11 protein-coding genes are annotated in these 15,457 nt (G+C 54.2%); 1 reads left to right on the forward strand and 10 read right to left on the reverse strand.

What is annotated here, in order from left to right; genetic code table 11:
* Window positions 1–69: 69 nt before the first annotated feature.
* Window positions 70–1,884 carry an AAA family ATPase gene (locus ACGYLO_RS11680; protein ID WP_394376604.1) on the reverse strand — a complete coding sequence of 605 codons (1,815 nt, stop codon included), beginning with the start codon at window positions 1,882–1,884 and terminating at the stop codon, window positions 70–72.
* Window positions 1,885–2,082: 198 nt separating this feature from the next.
* On the opposite strand from ACGYLO_RS11680, the gene ACGYLO_RS11685 reads away from it, so the two are divergent.
* Window positions 2,083–2,601 carry a DUF2726 domain-containing protein gene (locus tag ACGYLO_RS11685; protein ID WP_394376605.1) on the forward strand — a complete coding sequence of 173 codons (519 nt, stop codon included), beginning with the start codon at window positions 2,083–2,085 and terminating at the stop codon, window positions 2,599–2,601.
* Between the two features lie 69 nt (window positions 2,602–2,670).
* Here the strand turns inward: ACGYLO_RS11685 and ACGYLO_RS11690 are convergent, their stop codons facing one another.
* The 9 genes from ACGYLO_RS11690 to ACGYLO_RS11730 all read right to left on the reverse strand — a co-directional run bounded on the left by ACGYLO_RS11690 (window position 2,671) and on the right by ACGYLO_RS11730 (window position 15,415).
* Complete coding sequence (locus ACGYLO_RS11690; protein ID WP_394376606.1) at window positions 2,671–3,690, reverse strand: hypothetical protein; 1,020 nt, start codon at window positions 3,688–3,690, stop codon at window positions 2,671–2,673.
* A 164-nt stretch (window positions 3,691–3,854) separates the two neighbouring features.
* The gene (locus tag ACGYLO_RS11695) at window positions 3,855–4,607 is read right to left on the reverse strand and encodes a hypothetical protein (RefSeq protein ID WP_394376607.1); all 753 of its coding nucleotides are present in this window, start codon (window positions 4,605–4,607) and stop codon (window positions 3,855–3,857) included.
* Window positions 4,604–5,986 (reverse strand): hypothetical protein, encoded by a 1,383-nt coding sequence (locus tag ACGYLO_RS11700; RefSeq protein WP_394376608.1) that lies wholly within the window; start codon window positions 5,984–5,986, stop codon window positions 4,604–4,606. Before ACGYLO_RS11700 ends, ACGYLO_RS11695 begins: the two co-directional genes overlap by 4 nt.
* 225 nt (window positions 5,987–6,211) lie before the next feature.
* Window positions 6,212–7,165 (reverse strand): hypothetical protein, encoded by a 954-nt coding sequence (locus ACGYLO_RS11705; RefSeq protein WP_394376609.1) that lies wholly within the window; start codon window positions 7,163–7,165, stop codon window positions 6,212–6,214.
* A 97-nt stretch (window positions 7,166–7,262) separates the two neighbouring features.
* Window positions 7,263–8,204, reverse strand: coding sequence for a hypothetical protein (locus tag ACGYLO_RS11710; protein WP_394376610.1), 942 nt, complete (start codon window positions 8,202–8,204; stop codon window positions 7,263–7,265).
* 216 nt (window positions 8,205–8,420) lie between these two features.
* Window positions 8,421–8,990: a hypothetical protein gene (locus ACGYLO_RS11715; RefSeq protein WP_394376611.1), complete on the reverse strand. Its 570-nt coding sequence runs from the start codon at window positions 8,988–8,990 to the stop codon at window positions 8,421–8,423.
* Window positions 8,977–12,051: a type I restriction endonuclease subunit R gene (locus ACGYLO_RS11720; RefSeq protein WP_394376612.1), complete on the reverse strand. Its 3,075-nt coding sequence runs from the start codon at window positions 12,049–12,051 to the stop codon at window positions 8,977–8,979. The genes ACGYLO_RS11715 and ACGYLO_RS11720 overlap by 14 nt, the downstream gene beginning before the upstream one ends.
* Window positions 12,051–13,280 carry a restriction endonuclease subunit S gene (locus tag ACGYLO_RS11725; RefSeq protein WP_394376613.1) on the reverse strand — a complete coding sequence of 410 codons (1,230 nt, stop codon included), beginning with the start codon at window positions 13,278–13,280 and terminating at the stop codon, window positions 12,051–12,053. Before ACGYLO_RS11725 ends, ACGYLO_RS11720 begins: the two co-directional genes overlap by 1 nt.
* Entirely contained in the window at window positions 13,277–15,415 is a 2,139-nt protein-coding gene (locus tag ACGYLO_RS11730; RefSeq protein ID WP_394376614.1) for an N-6 DNA methylase, read from the reverse strand. Before ACGYLO_RS11730 ends, ACGYLO_RS11725 begins: the two co-directional genes overlap by 4 nt.
* Between the last annotated feature and the right edge of the window lie 42 nt (window positions 15,416–15,457).

The raw sequence follows: 15,457 nt of genomic DNA on the forward strand, positions 1-15,457 counted from the left end.
GGCGACATCGAGATGCGACGCACCTGAAAATTTATAGGCTGGTAGGGAAAAACGCGAGCACTGCTTACATCACGCATCCGCCCTTTCCTGAAGGTTGATCCGCATCTGAGCGTACTGGCCAATCTCTTTGACCGCGCGCTTTACCTCTTCACCGTCCTCAAGTTCTTTGAACTTCGCCATTTCATCTTTAGCCAGCAGGAATTCGGAGAAGGATACCAGTTCCCGGACTTTCATCACAGCATTCTGAGGCAGGCCCTTGGTGGCGATTTTGTACCCTGCCATGCAGACGGCCGCCCAACTCGCGTTCGACGCGGCTTTGCGCTTATTGCCGTAGAAATATCCGATGCGCATAAGGGGGATAACAACCTCATCACCTGACCGCATGGCGCTGACTGCAGATGCGCGGGTTTTCATGTTGGAAAAGCGGACTGAGCTTTCCACCATGGCCGTGACAAATTCATAGCAGGTCATGATTGGCGAAACGATATCCGCCGACATGTCATAAGGGGCGACCTGATCGAGCCAGTCCTGCAGCCTGTGGCCATCCATGGACCTACAGGTCGCGAGATCTTCGGCCATATCACAAAGAAGCACACGGTTCTTGCTCAACACATCCAATGCGCGCTCACCTGCGGTTGCAATGCGCTTCTTAACGGAGTCTGAAATTGGACCGAAATGCCAATCAGCATCTTTGAGCTTTGCATATAAGGCGCCAGTTTCGCCCATGCCGTAGCGTGTCTCGATCGCAAGGGCGATCTGGGTCGCCTTGGCCAGATCGGATTTATCAGATCCCCCTGCCCCAGAGGATTTACTGCCAAGGCAGAGCTCCTCCGCAGCCCGCCCAGCCATGATCATCGTCAGGCGTGCATCAAGCTCTTCAATGACGCCCTCGGTGCTCTTCAAGCGGCTCTGGGCAAATCCCGAGCCTTGCGCGTGCATCAAGACGCGCTCGACAGTGCCAAGACCCAGGGCCTTACCGGCAATGGCATGACCGCATTCATGTAGGGATACACGCTTCCAGATCGCCTCGCGCATCTCGGGGTCAGGCAGAAGCCTTTCCTCCAGTGCTGCGAGAGAGAAGTCAGTCTTTTTGCGCCGGCATTCAGCCTTCATCTTGCGTACCGCGCCGTCGATTGCCGCGGGCGTCTCGCCGGTCAGCATGCGCGCGGTCTTTGCAATGTCGTCAGGGTCGAGGTCCGGGAGCTTCTTTTGGAGGATCTGCGCGATGAATTCGGGCCCTGGCAGCTCCATGTACAGGGTTTCATCAAACCGCCCATCCCGAAGAATGGCTGGATCAATGCCTGACACATCATTGCAGGCGCCGATCACAAGGACTCCTTCCATGGTGGATACATCCATCTCGGCGAGGAAGGCGTTGATCAATCCGCGCCAGTAGCTGTCATTATTTCCGTGTCCTTCATTTTCCCGTGATGAGAGTGAATCTATTTCATCGATAAAAAGGATAGCTGGCGCTTTATTGCGCGCCTCTTTGAAGCTGTCTTTCATGGCCTGTATGAGAGTTCCCAGGTGACCTTTGCCTGAGGACTGCCAATCGGCAAAGCTCGTGATCACGCTGTTCTCTTCGCCGAGGACCTTGCCGACCTGACGGGCGAGATAGGTCTTGCCGGTGCCCGGGGCGCCTTCGATGATGATCGAGGGCGAAATATCGCCCCAAGCAAGATCACCGTCTTTCCAAGCTTTCAGGTCGACCACCATCTGCCGCACATGATCATAGACATCGCCTACGCCGGTGATGGCGCTGACGTCCCAGGTTCCGGCGGGGGCATCCTCGGTTGTACCCTTCAATCCAATATCACGACCCTCGCGCCATTCCTTCATGTCATCCGCGATGCTTAGCTTCTTCTCTTGGTCGGTTGCAGACATAGGGGGAACTCTCGGCATTGTTTACAGATCAGCTACAAATATAGGCCCGGCGCCACCGGCATGCTGCGTGTCGAGGCTCAATATTTCAGGTTATCCACATTATTTTCGCAAATCCGACCTGGCGGTCCGGCGAAGTTTTATCGGCAACGCTTATAATCGAGGAAAGGTTAAACTCATTCATCATCTTAGGTCTTCTTAATGAAAATTCTGTTCATCTGTGCTGCTGTTATTTTGGTGGCCGTCATCATCATCGCCAAACTGAGCTCAGGCAGCTCTGCAGGTGAACCGCTGCAGAAAGAGGGCGAAGACAGTTTCACGGCTGTGAGCCTCTTCAACCAATCAGAAGCCCGCCTGCTGGGCGTGCTTGATACCGTGGCGGGGCCAATTTTCGGCGCAAAGGCCCGGGTCTTCACCCAGGTTTCCTATGGGGAGTTCTTGAAGGGTAATACCCGCAGCGCCTTTGCGAAGGTAAACCAGAAGCGCGCTGACTTCGTGATCGCGGATGCAGAAGGCACGGTGCTTTGCGTGATCGAGTATCAAGGCGCTGGGCATTATGGCCGCGGCCCGGCTTCCCGCGAAAAAGCTGAAAAGAGCGATAAGGTGAAGCGCGCGGCACTGAACTCGGCGGGCGTGCCCCTGTTGGAAGTACCGAAGAATTTCTCTTTGGAGAGCGTGCGGGAGCAGCTGCAGGGCGTGCGGCCGCTTCAGGGTATCTGAGGAGCCTCATGGCCTCCCTGCCGCATAGGCGGCCGCATCAGGGGATGTGGCACAATACGCCCAATTTGGTTATAGGCTCATGCCTTCGGGTTCAGAGCTCTTTTCAACCTCTTGGTCGAAACCCATGCGATAGAGTATGCGGCTGTTGTCTACCCGCTTGATATGGATATCACGGACAGCCCCCATAACCTCATAGGAAGCCTGATCGCCTCGCTGATGACCCATCACGGCACGTGCGATCGGAGTGTCCGCGTTAAGCTCATTCGGTCCAGTGTTCTTTTTGCCATTGGTGATCGTGAATGTTGCTTTGGTCGATACGCCTTCGATATCCAGCGTGACTTTCGATCCAACCATGATGAGCTTATCCCGTGCATCCATCGCCAGATCGAACGGGTCTGACACCACAACATCATTGCTGACGTTTTGCCGCGCGATCTTACGCAACGACATTCGGGGCTTACTGGCCAGACGGTAAGGTACGAGAGCGCCCGGTACCGGGATGAGGTCGCGCGGCGGGTCCGCTCTGAAAACCACTTCGCTTTCACCTGCCCCGCATCGCAATGTCACAGGAAGGTGGAGGGTTCGGGCGATCGTTTTGATCGCCGAGATCATCTGTGCATGATTTGGGCGCTTAACCGAGGCATCAATGTCCGGCAGGTAAAGATACCCATCGTATTTCTTACCCGGCCAAACGGAGGCCCCCGATGCCGTTTCCAAGCTGGCGTTGTTCTCAAGACAACGCTGCGCGGCCGTCATCGCGATCGCGTAGACCTCGCTCCATTTGGTAACGCTTGATCGCTGGCCGATGATATCGACAAAGACAGGGGAATGACCCACGCTAAGGCTTTCCAATGATGCTTTTCGCACATTGGGGTTTCTCCCAAGCGCCGGGTCGAAGTATTTACTTGCTGGCTGCTCTGGCGTCTTCTCCGGACTGACAGCCTTACCCTCATGTGTTTGAGGAGGTGTTCGGGCCAGGTCTCGCAGCGGAACTTTGTTGGCGGCAGGTGCCTCGGAAGATTTGGAGGCAGCCGGCGCTCCGAACAGCCCACCGAAACGTTCCCCAAAGCTCTTTTTAGTCGATTTCATCTGATGCGAACCTTCATATTCGATTAGATTCGCAAGCTATCCCCACCCCATGAAAACACGAAACGCAGGAAGCGCAGAACAGCTATACAAAGGTCTCCTTGCCCGATCAGCTTCGCGATACGCTTCCCCGCCCGAACAGGCGGTTAGCAAATGTCGAGCCGCTCTTAAATCTCCGGCTCAGGATCAAAGCTGATCTGCCGCGCTTTTGCAGCCTCGATCATGTCATTGAAGAGCTCATCCACATCACGAGCCTGATCGGCAGGCACGTCAACATGGCGGACGAGGGCAAGTTCAAGATCGCCAAAGCTTTCGGGTAGGCAGCTGCCGGCTGGCACCGTCATTTCGATATCCAGCGCACGCACGAGCTCCTCGACCTGGTCTTCGGTCGCACGCCCCGGGAAGACGACCTCATGAAACTCCTTACCACCCCTTGGCGGGCGCCGTAGCGCGCGCAGCATGGTGTTTGGGCAGCCCTCATTCTCGTGGAAATCGAAAGGAAGCGCGTCAGGCTTATGCTCGAAGCCCTTCAGGCGACAGAAATCCAAGAGATGGGTCATGTTCTCGGGGCTGAGCCGGGCATTGCGATGCTCGCGGGCATGTACCACCACACCGTCTACAACCAGAACCGTGGCTTCCGGTGCGTCATCCCCGCTGCGTAGACTGTAGATGTCGCCCAGGGCGCTGTACTTGTCCCAGCTGTGCCCGATCGAGTGGCGCATATGCCAGGCCTCATGATCCGCCTGTGCGGGAGTCTCGATTTTGCGCCAGAGAAGCGGGGCATGGATTGCGTAGCCAGCGAAGGCCGCATGGCGCTCTCGGTCAGGATTTCGTTCAAGCCACTGCCAATACGCGTCGACACGCGCGTCTTCCGCTGCAGGTTCTTCCAGCGGGCTGCGCCCTTGTGTCCAAGTGCTCATGGCGAGAATCCCTCTTCTTCGATCGGGTGGTCTTCCTCAAGGCAACAGGATGCGCTTGAGGTTATGCGGACGGCATCATTGAAGGATGTGACAGTTCGGCTTGAATACTCATCGCTTGCCGATAAGATCTTGGCGTTCCAGGTGCCGTTCTCATCCTGTTCTACCTCGAATGAACCCAAGCCTTGCTCGCGCGCGCAGTCATGCACCAAGAAGGTCCCGGAATCCTCATCATGGACAAGGCGGTATTCACCGTTCTCCGTTCTCAGATGAAGAGTCGCGATATCGCCGTCCCGGGTGACGTGCAAGAAATCATCCATATCGTTGCAATCATACTGCGTCTCGGCATGATCGAAGCCAAGCGCCGGAAGGCGCGTGATCAGGGTTCGATAGTCCTCCATGACAGAGGCAACAGACTTCTCGGCCGCGAGGGCGGATACTGTGGCTAAAACCTCCATAACGCTGTTATCGAGGAAACCCCTCGCCTCGCGTACTGCGCAAAGGCCAAGCTCTTCGAGCAAGATCGCCCTGCCCGTACAGGACGACCAAAAACCTTGCTTAACGTATTTCTCCATCGCCTCGGCGACCTGACCTTCTTTGCCAAGTTCTTGTAGGACCGTTGACAGAACACAGAGCACTTCGGGCCCGAGGAAGACGTCAGAGCGCCCTAGATCGCCGCTGGCATTAATCGCCCGGTCATCCCAAATGAGGGGCGCATGCGCCGTGAGTGCGATACCAGGCCAGTAGATTTCATCAGGATCAAAGGGACCCTGTGCGTCTGTGCAGTTGAAGTTACTGATCCGCGCAGGCGGTCCTGGCGGGACATCAGGGAAACTCCTCAGCGCGGTGGCCGAGATGACACTGACCTCATCACCGCGGCGCGGCGCGCGGAAGTTCCCCTCCTTTGCACGGAAGGCCGTCTCTTCTGTTTCTTCGTCGTTCAGTAAGCGCAATACAAGCTCTCTGGGATCCATCTTGGCGTTCTCGGCGTCCAGAGCCGCGCGTTTGATCTCGCCTTGCTCGCTGACCTCGCGTTCGAAGCCCACACAGACCTGCCAGCACCCCGGCGCACCCGGCCGGGTCATATTGAAGTGAACCTGCCCTTTACTCACACCTCCAAACCACTCGATCTTCCAACCGGCGGCTTCGATGGGCCGATCTTGCTCCATGAGGTCCATGGCGAGATCCGCGATTGCCGGCGCCATGGATTTTCCCGCCAGCGACATGGCTGCTTCAGCTGTCGGCCGTGGGTCGCTTGAATACCAAAGACGGCCAGGCTGTTCGGCATGGACTTCTTTCAGGCATGAGGTAACGGAGAGCGTTTTCAAAGGACGGATGCACCAGCCAATATCACGCCAGCCCTTTTCTCTTTCAATGGTCAACCTGTTCTCCGATCCTGCTGGTCTTGGTCAGAATATGAGGAGGACAGGAAACTAGAAAGAAGCTTTGCGAATTTGGTGGGGATAGAGGTATACTGAAGGGGAAGACGCCGGGATCAGGTCGGCAGCGCGCATGTTCGTGACGGACCCCTGGCGTTATAGATCAACTGCGGGCGGCAGAGCGATGTTGCCGCCTGCAATGTCTAAGAAAAAGCCTTTCGGACCAGGTTACTTGATGTCAGGCATGTCATTTTCGATCTCATCTTTATCGGCACGCGTCTCGCAGAAAGCCTTTGGGTCGGCGAGGAATTCATCCCATGCCGCCTGCCCGATTGCCTGCTCAATCAACAGGTCCACGTCTGGCATGTGGAGCGTGGTTTGCACGATATCGCGGATCTCAGCGAGGACCTTATCCTCTGGCGGGATCGGCGCAAAGATCGCTTCAGCACCCTGATGCCGCAGAAGGAAACGCGATCTCCGTTGAGCCATCATGCCACGATCGCGCTCACTTAATTCCCGTGCTTCGGCGCCCGTGTGCATGGCCAGCGGTGCAAAACTGGCGAGATCCTTGCTGTATTGGTTCATCTCAATATCGGCCCGGGAAAGCATGGACCTATAATGCGCAAGTCGATCCCGAAGGTCGTATCGATGCGATGGCCCGTTATGCGACATCGTTCCAAGCATTAGCGCCAGCGCCTCCTTGGAGGGCCGCGGTAGCTCCAGCATATCGAGTGCCGCAAAACGAGCAATCATCCGAATCTCGGCCAAATCACCCCGCTCCTCCTCGCCTTCCATCAGCTCAAAGCAAGCGCGAATATAGGGGTGCTTCAGGACGTCATTTGCGTGTATGCCTCGGACAGTAACATACCCGCCGTGATCCACTGAAGCATTGGTAAACAGGCGCTTATGCTCTGGGTATGCCAGGTTAATGCCCTCTTCCACGATGCCCTTTGAGCGGATGCTGTAGTGGCTTTCAAAGGCGATTCCGGGGCCATTTTTGGCGATCCTGAATCCTGCGACCTCGTCTTCACCAGATAACCGCACCGGGCTATCGAACATGTCGAATTGCTGTAGAACTGCATGCGCCAGAAGCAGATCGCGTTGCGCCAGGTTATCCTTCTCAATCTCGAGGAAGATGGCGGCAGGGCTCATGCCGATTGCGACACCGTATTTTAGGGGCATGGTTTCTCCAGTCTGCTCAACAGTTCTGTTTCATATGAACCCTATGCCGGCTGAACGAAAGTCGCGAATACCGCATATATTCCCTTGGCATGCCGGATCATACCGGCTTGCAGTCAAAGACCGCGGCACTTGCATCAAGTGATACAACGCTGGCGCGCACCATCAGAACAGAGCCTGGCACCAGCTCGGTGAGCGCCGCGGCGCTAGATGTTGGCACGTTGCAGGTCACCTGTGCCCCTGTTGACCTGCCGATTGACTGGGTCCGCTCCATCCAATCCGCCCAGCCGTTGAAGCCTTTTTGCATGCGCTTTGTCTGGCGATCGAAACCGGTAACAGAAATCCTGATTTGATCTCCTGAAACCCCGATACTTGATACGATTGCCCCTATGTCCTGATCGAAGTCATACTGCATGAGCTCCATGGTAGACTTCTCTGCGACGAGGTTGCCCAGCGATGGCACAGCCTCATAGAGTTGGCAGTCAGGGCCGCTGGGGTCTTTGAAGAAGCTGTCCTGCCCCTCGTAGAAATCATTTCCCATTTGGTTGCAGAGCAGGAGCTTGTCGTAATCCTCAGATGCTCGAATGATGACGACCTCTGGCGGGCCAAAGGAGTTTCCGCCTGTGTCGCTCATTGGGCTGGCCACTTCTGCGTAGAGATCGGGTAGATGTCCTTTCAGCTGCTCATACATACTGGCGGTTGCTGTCCCGAAAGAGGTGGGGTCAGCATGTCCATTCTCGAAGGTCGAGCGGGCCCCGGAGGGAAAATCACTATCGTAGAGATAGGGCCTCACATTCCACATTGGTGAGAAGTCGTACTGGGTCATGAGGACCTTCGTGCCGTCGTCTTTCTCCAGGTAGAGCATCTCTCGGGCGATGAAATAGTCTTGGGCCACGGGGCCGCTCTGGGCGTCTGCTGCGATGTAGAGGCCTCTGATGAGCTCATGGCCGCTGTACTTAGTGTCGGCCGAGAGTGTGGTGCTTACGGCCAGGAGGGGCAACGCGAGGGTGAGGGCTGCCGCGGTCTTGGGGAAATGTGCCATTCAATGCTCCGGATGAAAATCGATGAGATACGTGAAATGGTTCTCGTACTGTGGCCGACATCCGGTTTTGGATCAATCTAAAGGATATACTAAATGGACCTCACCGAAGCATTGATAGATCGTCGGTTGAGAGCTCTAAAATATCGGAAATATGGCCTTTGATCACCGTTTTACGTTATGGTCGTTCGCGAGAATGGCGGTTGATGCCACTATGTTCTACTTGCTGTGTATTGGGGCTAAGAGCTTCTCTTTCCCGAGATACTCTATACTTCCATCATCGTGATGGATAGACGAACTTCCTCTTATCCCCAGAATAGGAGATAGGTCAAACTTACATTTCTTTTGCGAGAATCTAGATATTGGACCGAAACCAAAGATATCGAATTTTACATTCTCGATATTTCTTATTTTATCTCCGATATCTTCCACTGGGCCAATCATGCACCTGTAGCTATACATAGAAGGAATGGAGACGATACCATGCCCAAGGAAGCTTCGATCCATTGATGTTCCTAACCTCAAGATGGCATCATTCAAAGTAATCCTACGACCTTTCAGAATGATATTTCGGGCGAAGTTTTGCGACATATTCTCCAGATGAAGGAAATAGAATCCATCCACCTCATGTATGGATGCATTTATGTATGGCTGCTTTGAAGCACTATATGTGAAGTATGCGACAAATGCCGCCAAAGCCCCAGTTACAAATGTAGGGTTTTCCTTCACGTAATCTAATATACTTACAGCGACAGGGATTATTCCATTCAGCAATTCATTTATTTCCAATGCAGTGTGTCCAGTCAATTGTTGTTAAAATTTGATTTTTCTCACGCGCGATCCGGTAGGCCCGGTCAAACATAAGCCCCATGACCATATCGCGCGCTTCCTTGTCCTGCATAAACGCGTTACGCATGGCATCATCGCGTTTGAATACTTCGATCGAGCGACGCATGAACTCAACGTTGAAATGCGGCTTCACGTCAGAGGGTGAACTATTGCGGAGCATCTCCATCCAGCCATCGTCACCGATGATATCCATCTGAACGCCGTCAAAGCGGATATAGTCATCCTCAGAAAAGTCAGTCCCGTGGTTCGAGTTGAAGGTAGAGATGATCTCGGAGAGCGTCTTGGCCTCCTCATCCGTGAAAGGGTTCGCGCCGAAACGACTGATGGGGGACAGGCTTTGGGGCTCTTCATCTGACAGACTTGCGTCTTCATCCTCTTCAGTGCGTTCGAGCCTGTATGCGTCGAGCTCCAGCATGTCATCGGTAACATCCTCACCCTGAGGCGCTTCGCGCGTTGGCAGGAGACGCTTCAACCATGAACCGTAGACGTGCATCTTTTCAAGATCAGGATCTTCAAGCTTCGCCACCTGTGCGACAAAGGCATAAAACCTCAAGAACGAGTCCAGAACCTGTCGAAACTCATCCTGGGCATCTTCATTCAGGTTCTCGCTAAAGCGCCTGACGGCTTGACGAACAAGGTTCTCCAGAATTGGCCGCTCATCTGTACGTTTCGAAGCGTGAATGAAGCGCGTGACGAACCGATCGATCTCTTCCTGATAGAGCGTGCCGAACTGCATCAGCCTATTGTGCAGGGTGTAGACCTGGTTGGGATCCGAGTATTCATCCATTGAAGTCACGTCGTAGTAAGGCCTGAAGGCCTCACGGATGTCTTGAACGCTGTTTCGGAAATCGAGGACGAATGTGCGCTCCTTGTTCGGATAGATCCTGTTCAGCCGTGCGAGCGTCTGAACGGCCTGAATGCCATCGAGCTTGCGATCAACATACATCGCGACAAGCTTGGGCTGGTCAAATCCTGTCTGATACTTCTCTGCCACCACGAGGACATTGTAGGTGGCGCCATCGAACTGATCTGGCAATTCCTTTTCGCCAAAGCCATTCATCCCGGATTCAGTACAGGTTTCTCCGTCGATATCGATGTCGCCTGAAAATGCCACCAAGGACTTCAGGTCCGTATAGCCATTATCCTTGATGTAGGCCTCGATCGACCGGTGCGTCCGAATGGCATGCTCACGGCTCTGCGTCACGATCATCGCCTTGGCTTGCCCGTTGATCTCAGGAAGGGCGTGCCGGCGGAAGTGTTCAACGATCACTTCCGCTTTCTGTGCCATGGAGATCTCGTGGAAATCGATAAAGCGGGCAACCTTTCTTGAAGCGCGACGTTGCTCGAACTTCGGGTCGTCCATTACGGTCTTTTCGAGCTTCGTATAAGATTTGTAGGTCTGATAGTTGCGCAGTACATCGAGGATGAAGCGCTCTTCGATCGCCTGACGCATCGAGTAGAGGTGGAAAGGCTCCGGGCCTCGGTCACCAGGATACCCAAACCGCTCCAGCGTCACGTTCTTTGGCGTGGCGGTGAAGGCCAGGTACGAGAGATTGTCCTGGGGCCCGCGGGCCGCCTGCATGTCCAGAAGGGCCATTTCGGTCGCGTCAAATTCGTCAGCCTCCTCTGGCTTCGATGCGCCCCCGAGGGCACGGGTCATGCTGTCGGAGTGCTTCCCCGACTGAGAGGAATGCGCTTCATCAATGATGATCGCAAACCTGCGTCCAGTCTGGTTTCTGAGAACGGAGAGCTGATCGGTGGAGAACTTGTGAATGGTGGAAATAATGATTTTCGCACCTTCCTCCAACGCTTCTTTCAGCTGCTTTGAGGTGCCATCGATTGGGCGAACGTAACCTTCGACGCTGGCGAAGGAGCTGACGGTCTTGTGCAGCTGCCGATCGAGAACAACACGGTCCGTCACGATGATGATCGTATCGAATACCGGTTTGTCATCCCCATCATGGAGCGTGGCCAGATGATGGGCTGACCAGGCAATGGTGTTGGACTTACCGGAACCCGCAGAATGCTGAAACAGGTAGTTCCGCCCTGCCCCATGCTCCTTTGCATCGCGTACAAGCTCCTCGACAGCGTCCAGCTGATGGTAGCGCGGCCAGATGGTAGTGCGCTTCATCTTACCGTCTGGCTGGCGCACCTCATCCACCAGCACATACCGGTGCAGAATGCCGAGGAGGACTTCGCGGGAGAACACGGCCCGCCGGCCATCAATGTCTTTGTAGAGGTAGGCTATGCGGAACTCATTATCGACATCGGGGTTGCCAGCGCCGCCATCGCGGCCGCGGTTGAACGGCAAAAAGCGCGTTTTGCCATTATTGAGATGCGTCGTCATCGAGACGTTGTCCTGATCCAAAGCAAAGTGAACCAGGGCGCCACGCTTAAATGTCAGGAGCGGCTCCCCGTTTGCGCTACGATCCTTCCGATACTGGGTCTCCGCCGTCTGATAGGTGGAGCCGGTCATGGTGTTCTTCAGCTCGAGCGTCGAAATTGGGATGCCATTCACGAAAAGAACGACATCGATGGAGTTGCGGTTTTTCAGAGAGTAGAAGACCTGCCGCATCACAGTGAGGATATTCCCCTTATACATTTTGACCGAGGCAGGGTTCTTGCTGGAAGAAGGTTTAAAGCCGCAGAGGGCAATCTTGATGCCCGGGATGATTTTGATGCCCTGACGGAGGGTTTCGAGGGTCCCGAGAGACTTCAGGCTGCTTTCCACCTGCCGGACTAGAGTGTCTCGTTCTTTGCCGGGATACTGCTTGCAAAGGCGCTGCCAGGCGTCGGGCTGCGTGGTACTTACGAATTCCTCGAGCATCTCCGGATCGAGGGCGCGCTTTGTGTCGTAGTTCGCGCCGATGCAGGTCCGTTCGCGCCAGCCTTGGTGCTTGACCATCTGGTTGACCAGGTGGATCTCGACGGCCTCCTCGGTGTGGAGGCGGTCACGGCAGATCTCTGCGCCACTCTCGGGTTCTTTGTTTTTCGCAGTCATTACACTGTCTCCAGTGGCTGGTGTGAAGATACGTCGAGCTGGCCGGTTACGGCGGCGGTGATTAGAGAAGAGCGGCGCTCTTCAAGGAAATCAATGGCGTCCATATTCTTCTTGATAACCATGTCGATTTTATCGATGGCATTCTTTACCTCTTCGATAATCTTGACCTGTTCCTGAACCGGTGGATGCGGCACCTGAAGGTTCCGGTACTTACCTGCTGAGAAGTTCTGGATCGTAGCCTGTACAGACCCAGAGTCGAGCTGTTGTCTGAAATCACGAGATTGCGCCCAAAGCGAAATGTACTCCGGGTAAACTAGAGTATTCGCACGGAAGCGTACCAAGAACCCTGCGTAGCAGAAATTCCCTTCTGACTTATGGAGGTAACTCTTACCGAACGAAGCTCCTACAGCCGCAAACAGGATATCGCCAAACTCGACGGGAGCTTTGCTTGCTACATCATTGGGCAGCGATTTAAAGATATTTGACTTCAACGTTGTAGCGGTTTCGATATCTGTAATGCGAATATACCTTGGCCATTCGGGGTCGTCGAACTCAGCGGCTTCGCCGACTCCATTTGTGATAGGGCAAGCGGCTAGATGCTTGAGCTTCGTCGTTGGCCAAACCGTCGAACTAATCTGCTCGGAGATCACATCTTCCCGCTTCTCCTTCAAAATCTCGTTCAGCTTCATCTTCTTCTCGATGAGCTGGTCGATGCGTGAGGTTTCACGATCGAGGAAGTCGGCGATGCGTTTTTGGGTGGGGAGGTCGGGAAGCAAAACGGGGATTGTCCTAAGAGCCTCATGCTCTAAATCCCATTGGTTCACACGGACTCCCTTCGATATGCGCTGATAGAGTGCAATGTATGGTTCTGATCGAAGGAGATAATGAAGAAACTGATCGTGCTCTTCGCCCAAAGGACGATAGACATAATAAGCCGGACTAACGATACCTCGGTAGCGCGAAATCGAAATTGACCCCTGCCAAGCCTTCATCTTGTTGGTAACTAATGCGCCCTCGGTCACCAATTGGTATCCTGAGAGATCCTCGGACGGCTTGTTGTGGTTGTCGTCACGCGATGCTGTTGGGACGACACCGTGATCACGATATACTGACAGCAGCTCCTCTTCCGGAAACCCCGTTTGCTTTTCCCGACGAAACAGTGACCAGAACGGAGCATTCCGCCAGCTGCTGGGTGGAGTGAGGCCGATAGCGTCCTGAGGCTGCATCATGCCGTCACCTCTTTCAGAAGACAGGCAATCTCAGCTTCAAGTTCCTTCATCTCAGAATCAATCTCTGCCAAAGGCCGCGGCGGCACATACTGGTAGAAGTAGCGATTGAAGTTGATCTCATACCCAACGCGGCCGACTTCACCGTCGATTTGATCAACATAGCTCTCATCGACCCAGGCATCAGAAACGAACGGGCGAACTTCGCGTTTAAAATACGTTGTCCAATCTTCGTTGAGTGGAACAAGCTCGCTGTCCCTGAGCTTTGGATCGGGTTCTGTAGCTCCCCTTGCATTATGACAAATAGCCGCTTCAGGGCAGGTTTCTCCAAAAACTTTCACCGCATCCTTGATGAAAGTGCCCTTGTTTTTACCTCCGAGAAAGTTCTGTAGAGAAGTTAATACCCTTGCAACATTCTGAATGCCTCCAAAGAAGTCATCCTCCATATTCCCTGTCGGCACGACTTCCTCGGGATGTTTTTCACCAAACCCTTGGAGTTTCTCATAGTGGTTTTCCAATGCCGAGATAAACGATGCTCTCGACATAAACACTTTGCCGCCAAGATGGCTTCGGATGAGGTCAACAGCATCTGATTTTTCAAGCTCAGACATGGCGTGGAAAAATTTCGTTTCCTTAAACTTGTCGAGGCCTTCCTCGGTCACTTCGAACCGCAACCGCAACGGCCGCTCCACACGGATCTCGCGATATCCGAAGGCTTCCCGGTTCATGATCTTCGATACATCACCGTAGCCCTCTTCCCTATTCAGTGCGCCCGAGTAGATGCGCACAATCTCTGCGCGCGCCTCTGCAGTGATCTCCCGACGTTTCGAACCTAAGCTTTTTCGCATTGCGCTCCAGAACCTCGGACCGGAGGCATCGATCAGCTGGACTTTGTTTACCCGGTCTTCAGTTTTCCGGTTCGAGAGGATCCAGATGTAGGTTTGAATTCCTGTGTTATAGAAGATGTCTGTGGGCAGAGAGATGATTGCCTCAACAAGATCCTGCTCCATCAACCAGCGGCGGAGCTCACTCTCCCCCGAGCCAGCGCCACCGGTGAACAGCGGTGAGCCGTTCATGACGATACCGATCCGCGTGCCCTTTTCATCATCCCGCATCTTCGAGACCATGTGCTGAACGAAGAGGAACTGTCCGTCGGACACACGCGGCAGGCCGGCGCCAAAGCGCCCGTCCATGCCAAGGCGATCGGCTTCATCGGTGATCTTCGATTTAAATTTCTTCCAGTCCACACCGTAAGGCGGGTTGGAGAGCATGTAATGGAACGTCTCACCTTCATGGTGATCGTCGGTCAGCGTGTTCCCAAAGGCGATGTTTGAGGCGTCATGCCCTTTGATCATCATGTCCGACGTACAAGTCGCGTAAGACTCTCCATTGAGCTCCTGCCCGAAGAGATCAACCTTCAGGCCTGGGTTCAGAGCCAGCATCGTTTCTTCTGCGATGGAGAGCATACCGCCAGTGCCGCAAGCAGGGTCGTAGACACGGCGGATAACGCCCTTCCCGGTCAGTGCCTGGTCATCTGCACCGATAAGCAGATCAACGAGCAGCTGAACAACTTCACGCGGCGTAAAATGCTCACCGGCTGTCTCATTGGCCATTTCGGAGAACTTGCGGATCAGCTCTTCGAAGAGATACCCCATCTCGAGGTTCGAGATCGTGACAGGGTGCATATCAATCTGGCAGAAGCGATCGAAAACCTGCCAAAGAGACTTCGTGTCATCGAGCTTCTTCAGGATTTCGGTGAAGTTGAACTTGTCGATGAAGATGTCGCGGATGTTCGGGCTGAAGCCTGAGATGTAATCGATCAGGTTCTCGCGGAGCTCGGATGCCTCCTGCTGATGCAGGCTATCAAAGGTGAAGCGCGATGTGTTGTAGATCTGGCCACCGGCGTCTGCCGTGGTCGACAGGATCATCATGCGGGATTCATCATCAATCTCTTCCGGCAGATCATTAGCCATCGCGACGACCTGATCTTTTGTTTTCGCAAGAACACAGTCAAGGCGGCGCAGGATGACCAAAGGCAGAATGATCCGCCCGTACTCCGAAGGCTTAAAGTCTCCACGCAGAAGGTCAGCGATCGACCAGATGAAGGTATTGTATGTCTTTACTGCGGTTTCGGTCATGCTGGCCTCGGTTTACTGAATTAACTTATCAAGAAAACTAAA

It is taken from the genome of Sulfitobacter sp. 1A13353, from assembly GCF_043557255.1.
GTDB classification, from domain to species: domain Bacteria; phylum Pseudomonadota; class Alphaproteobacteria; order Rhodobacterales; family Rhodobacteraceae; genus Sulfitobacter; species Sulfitobacter faviae.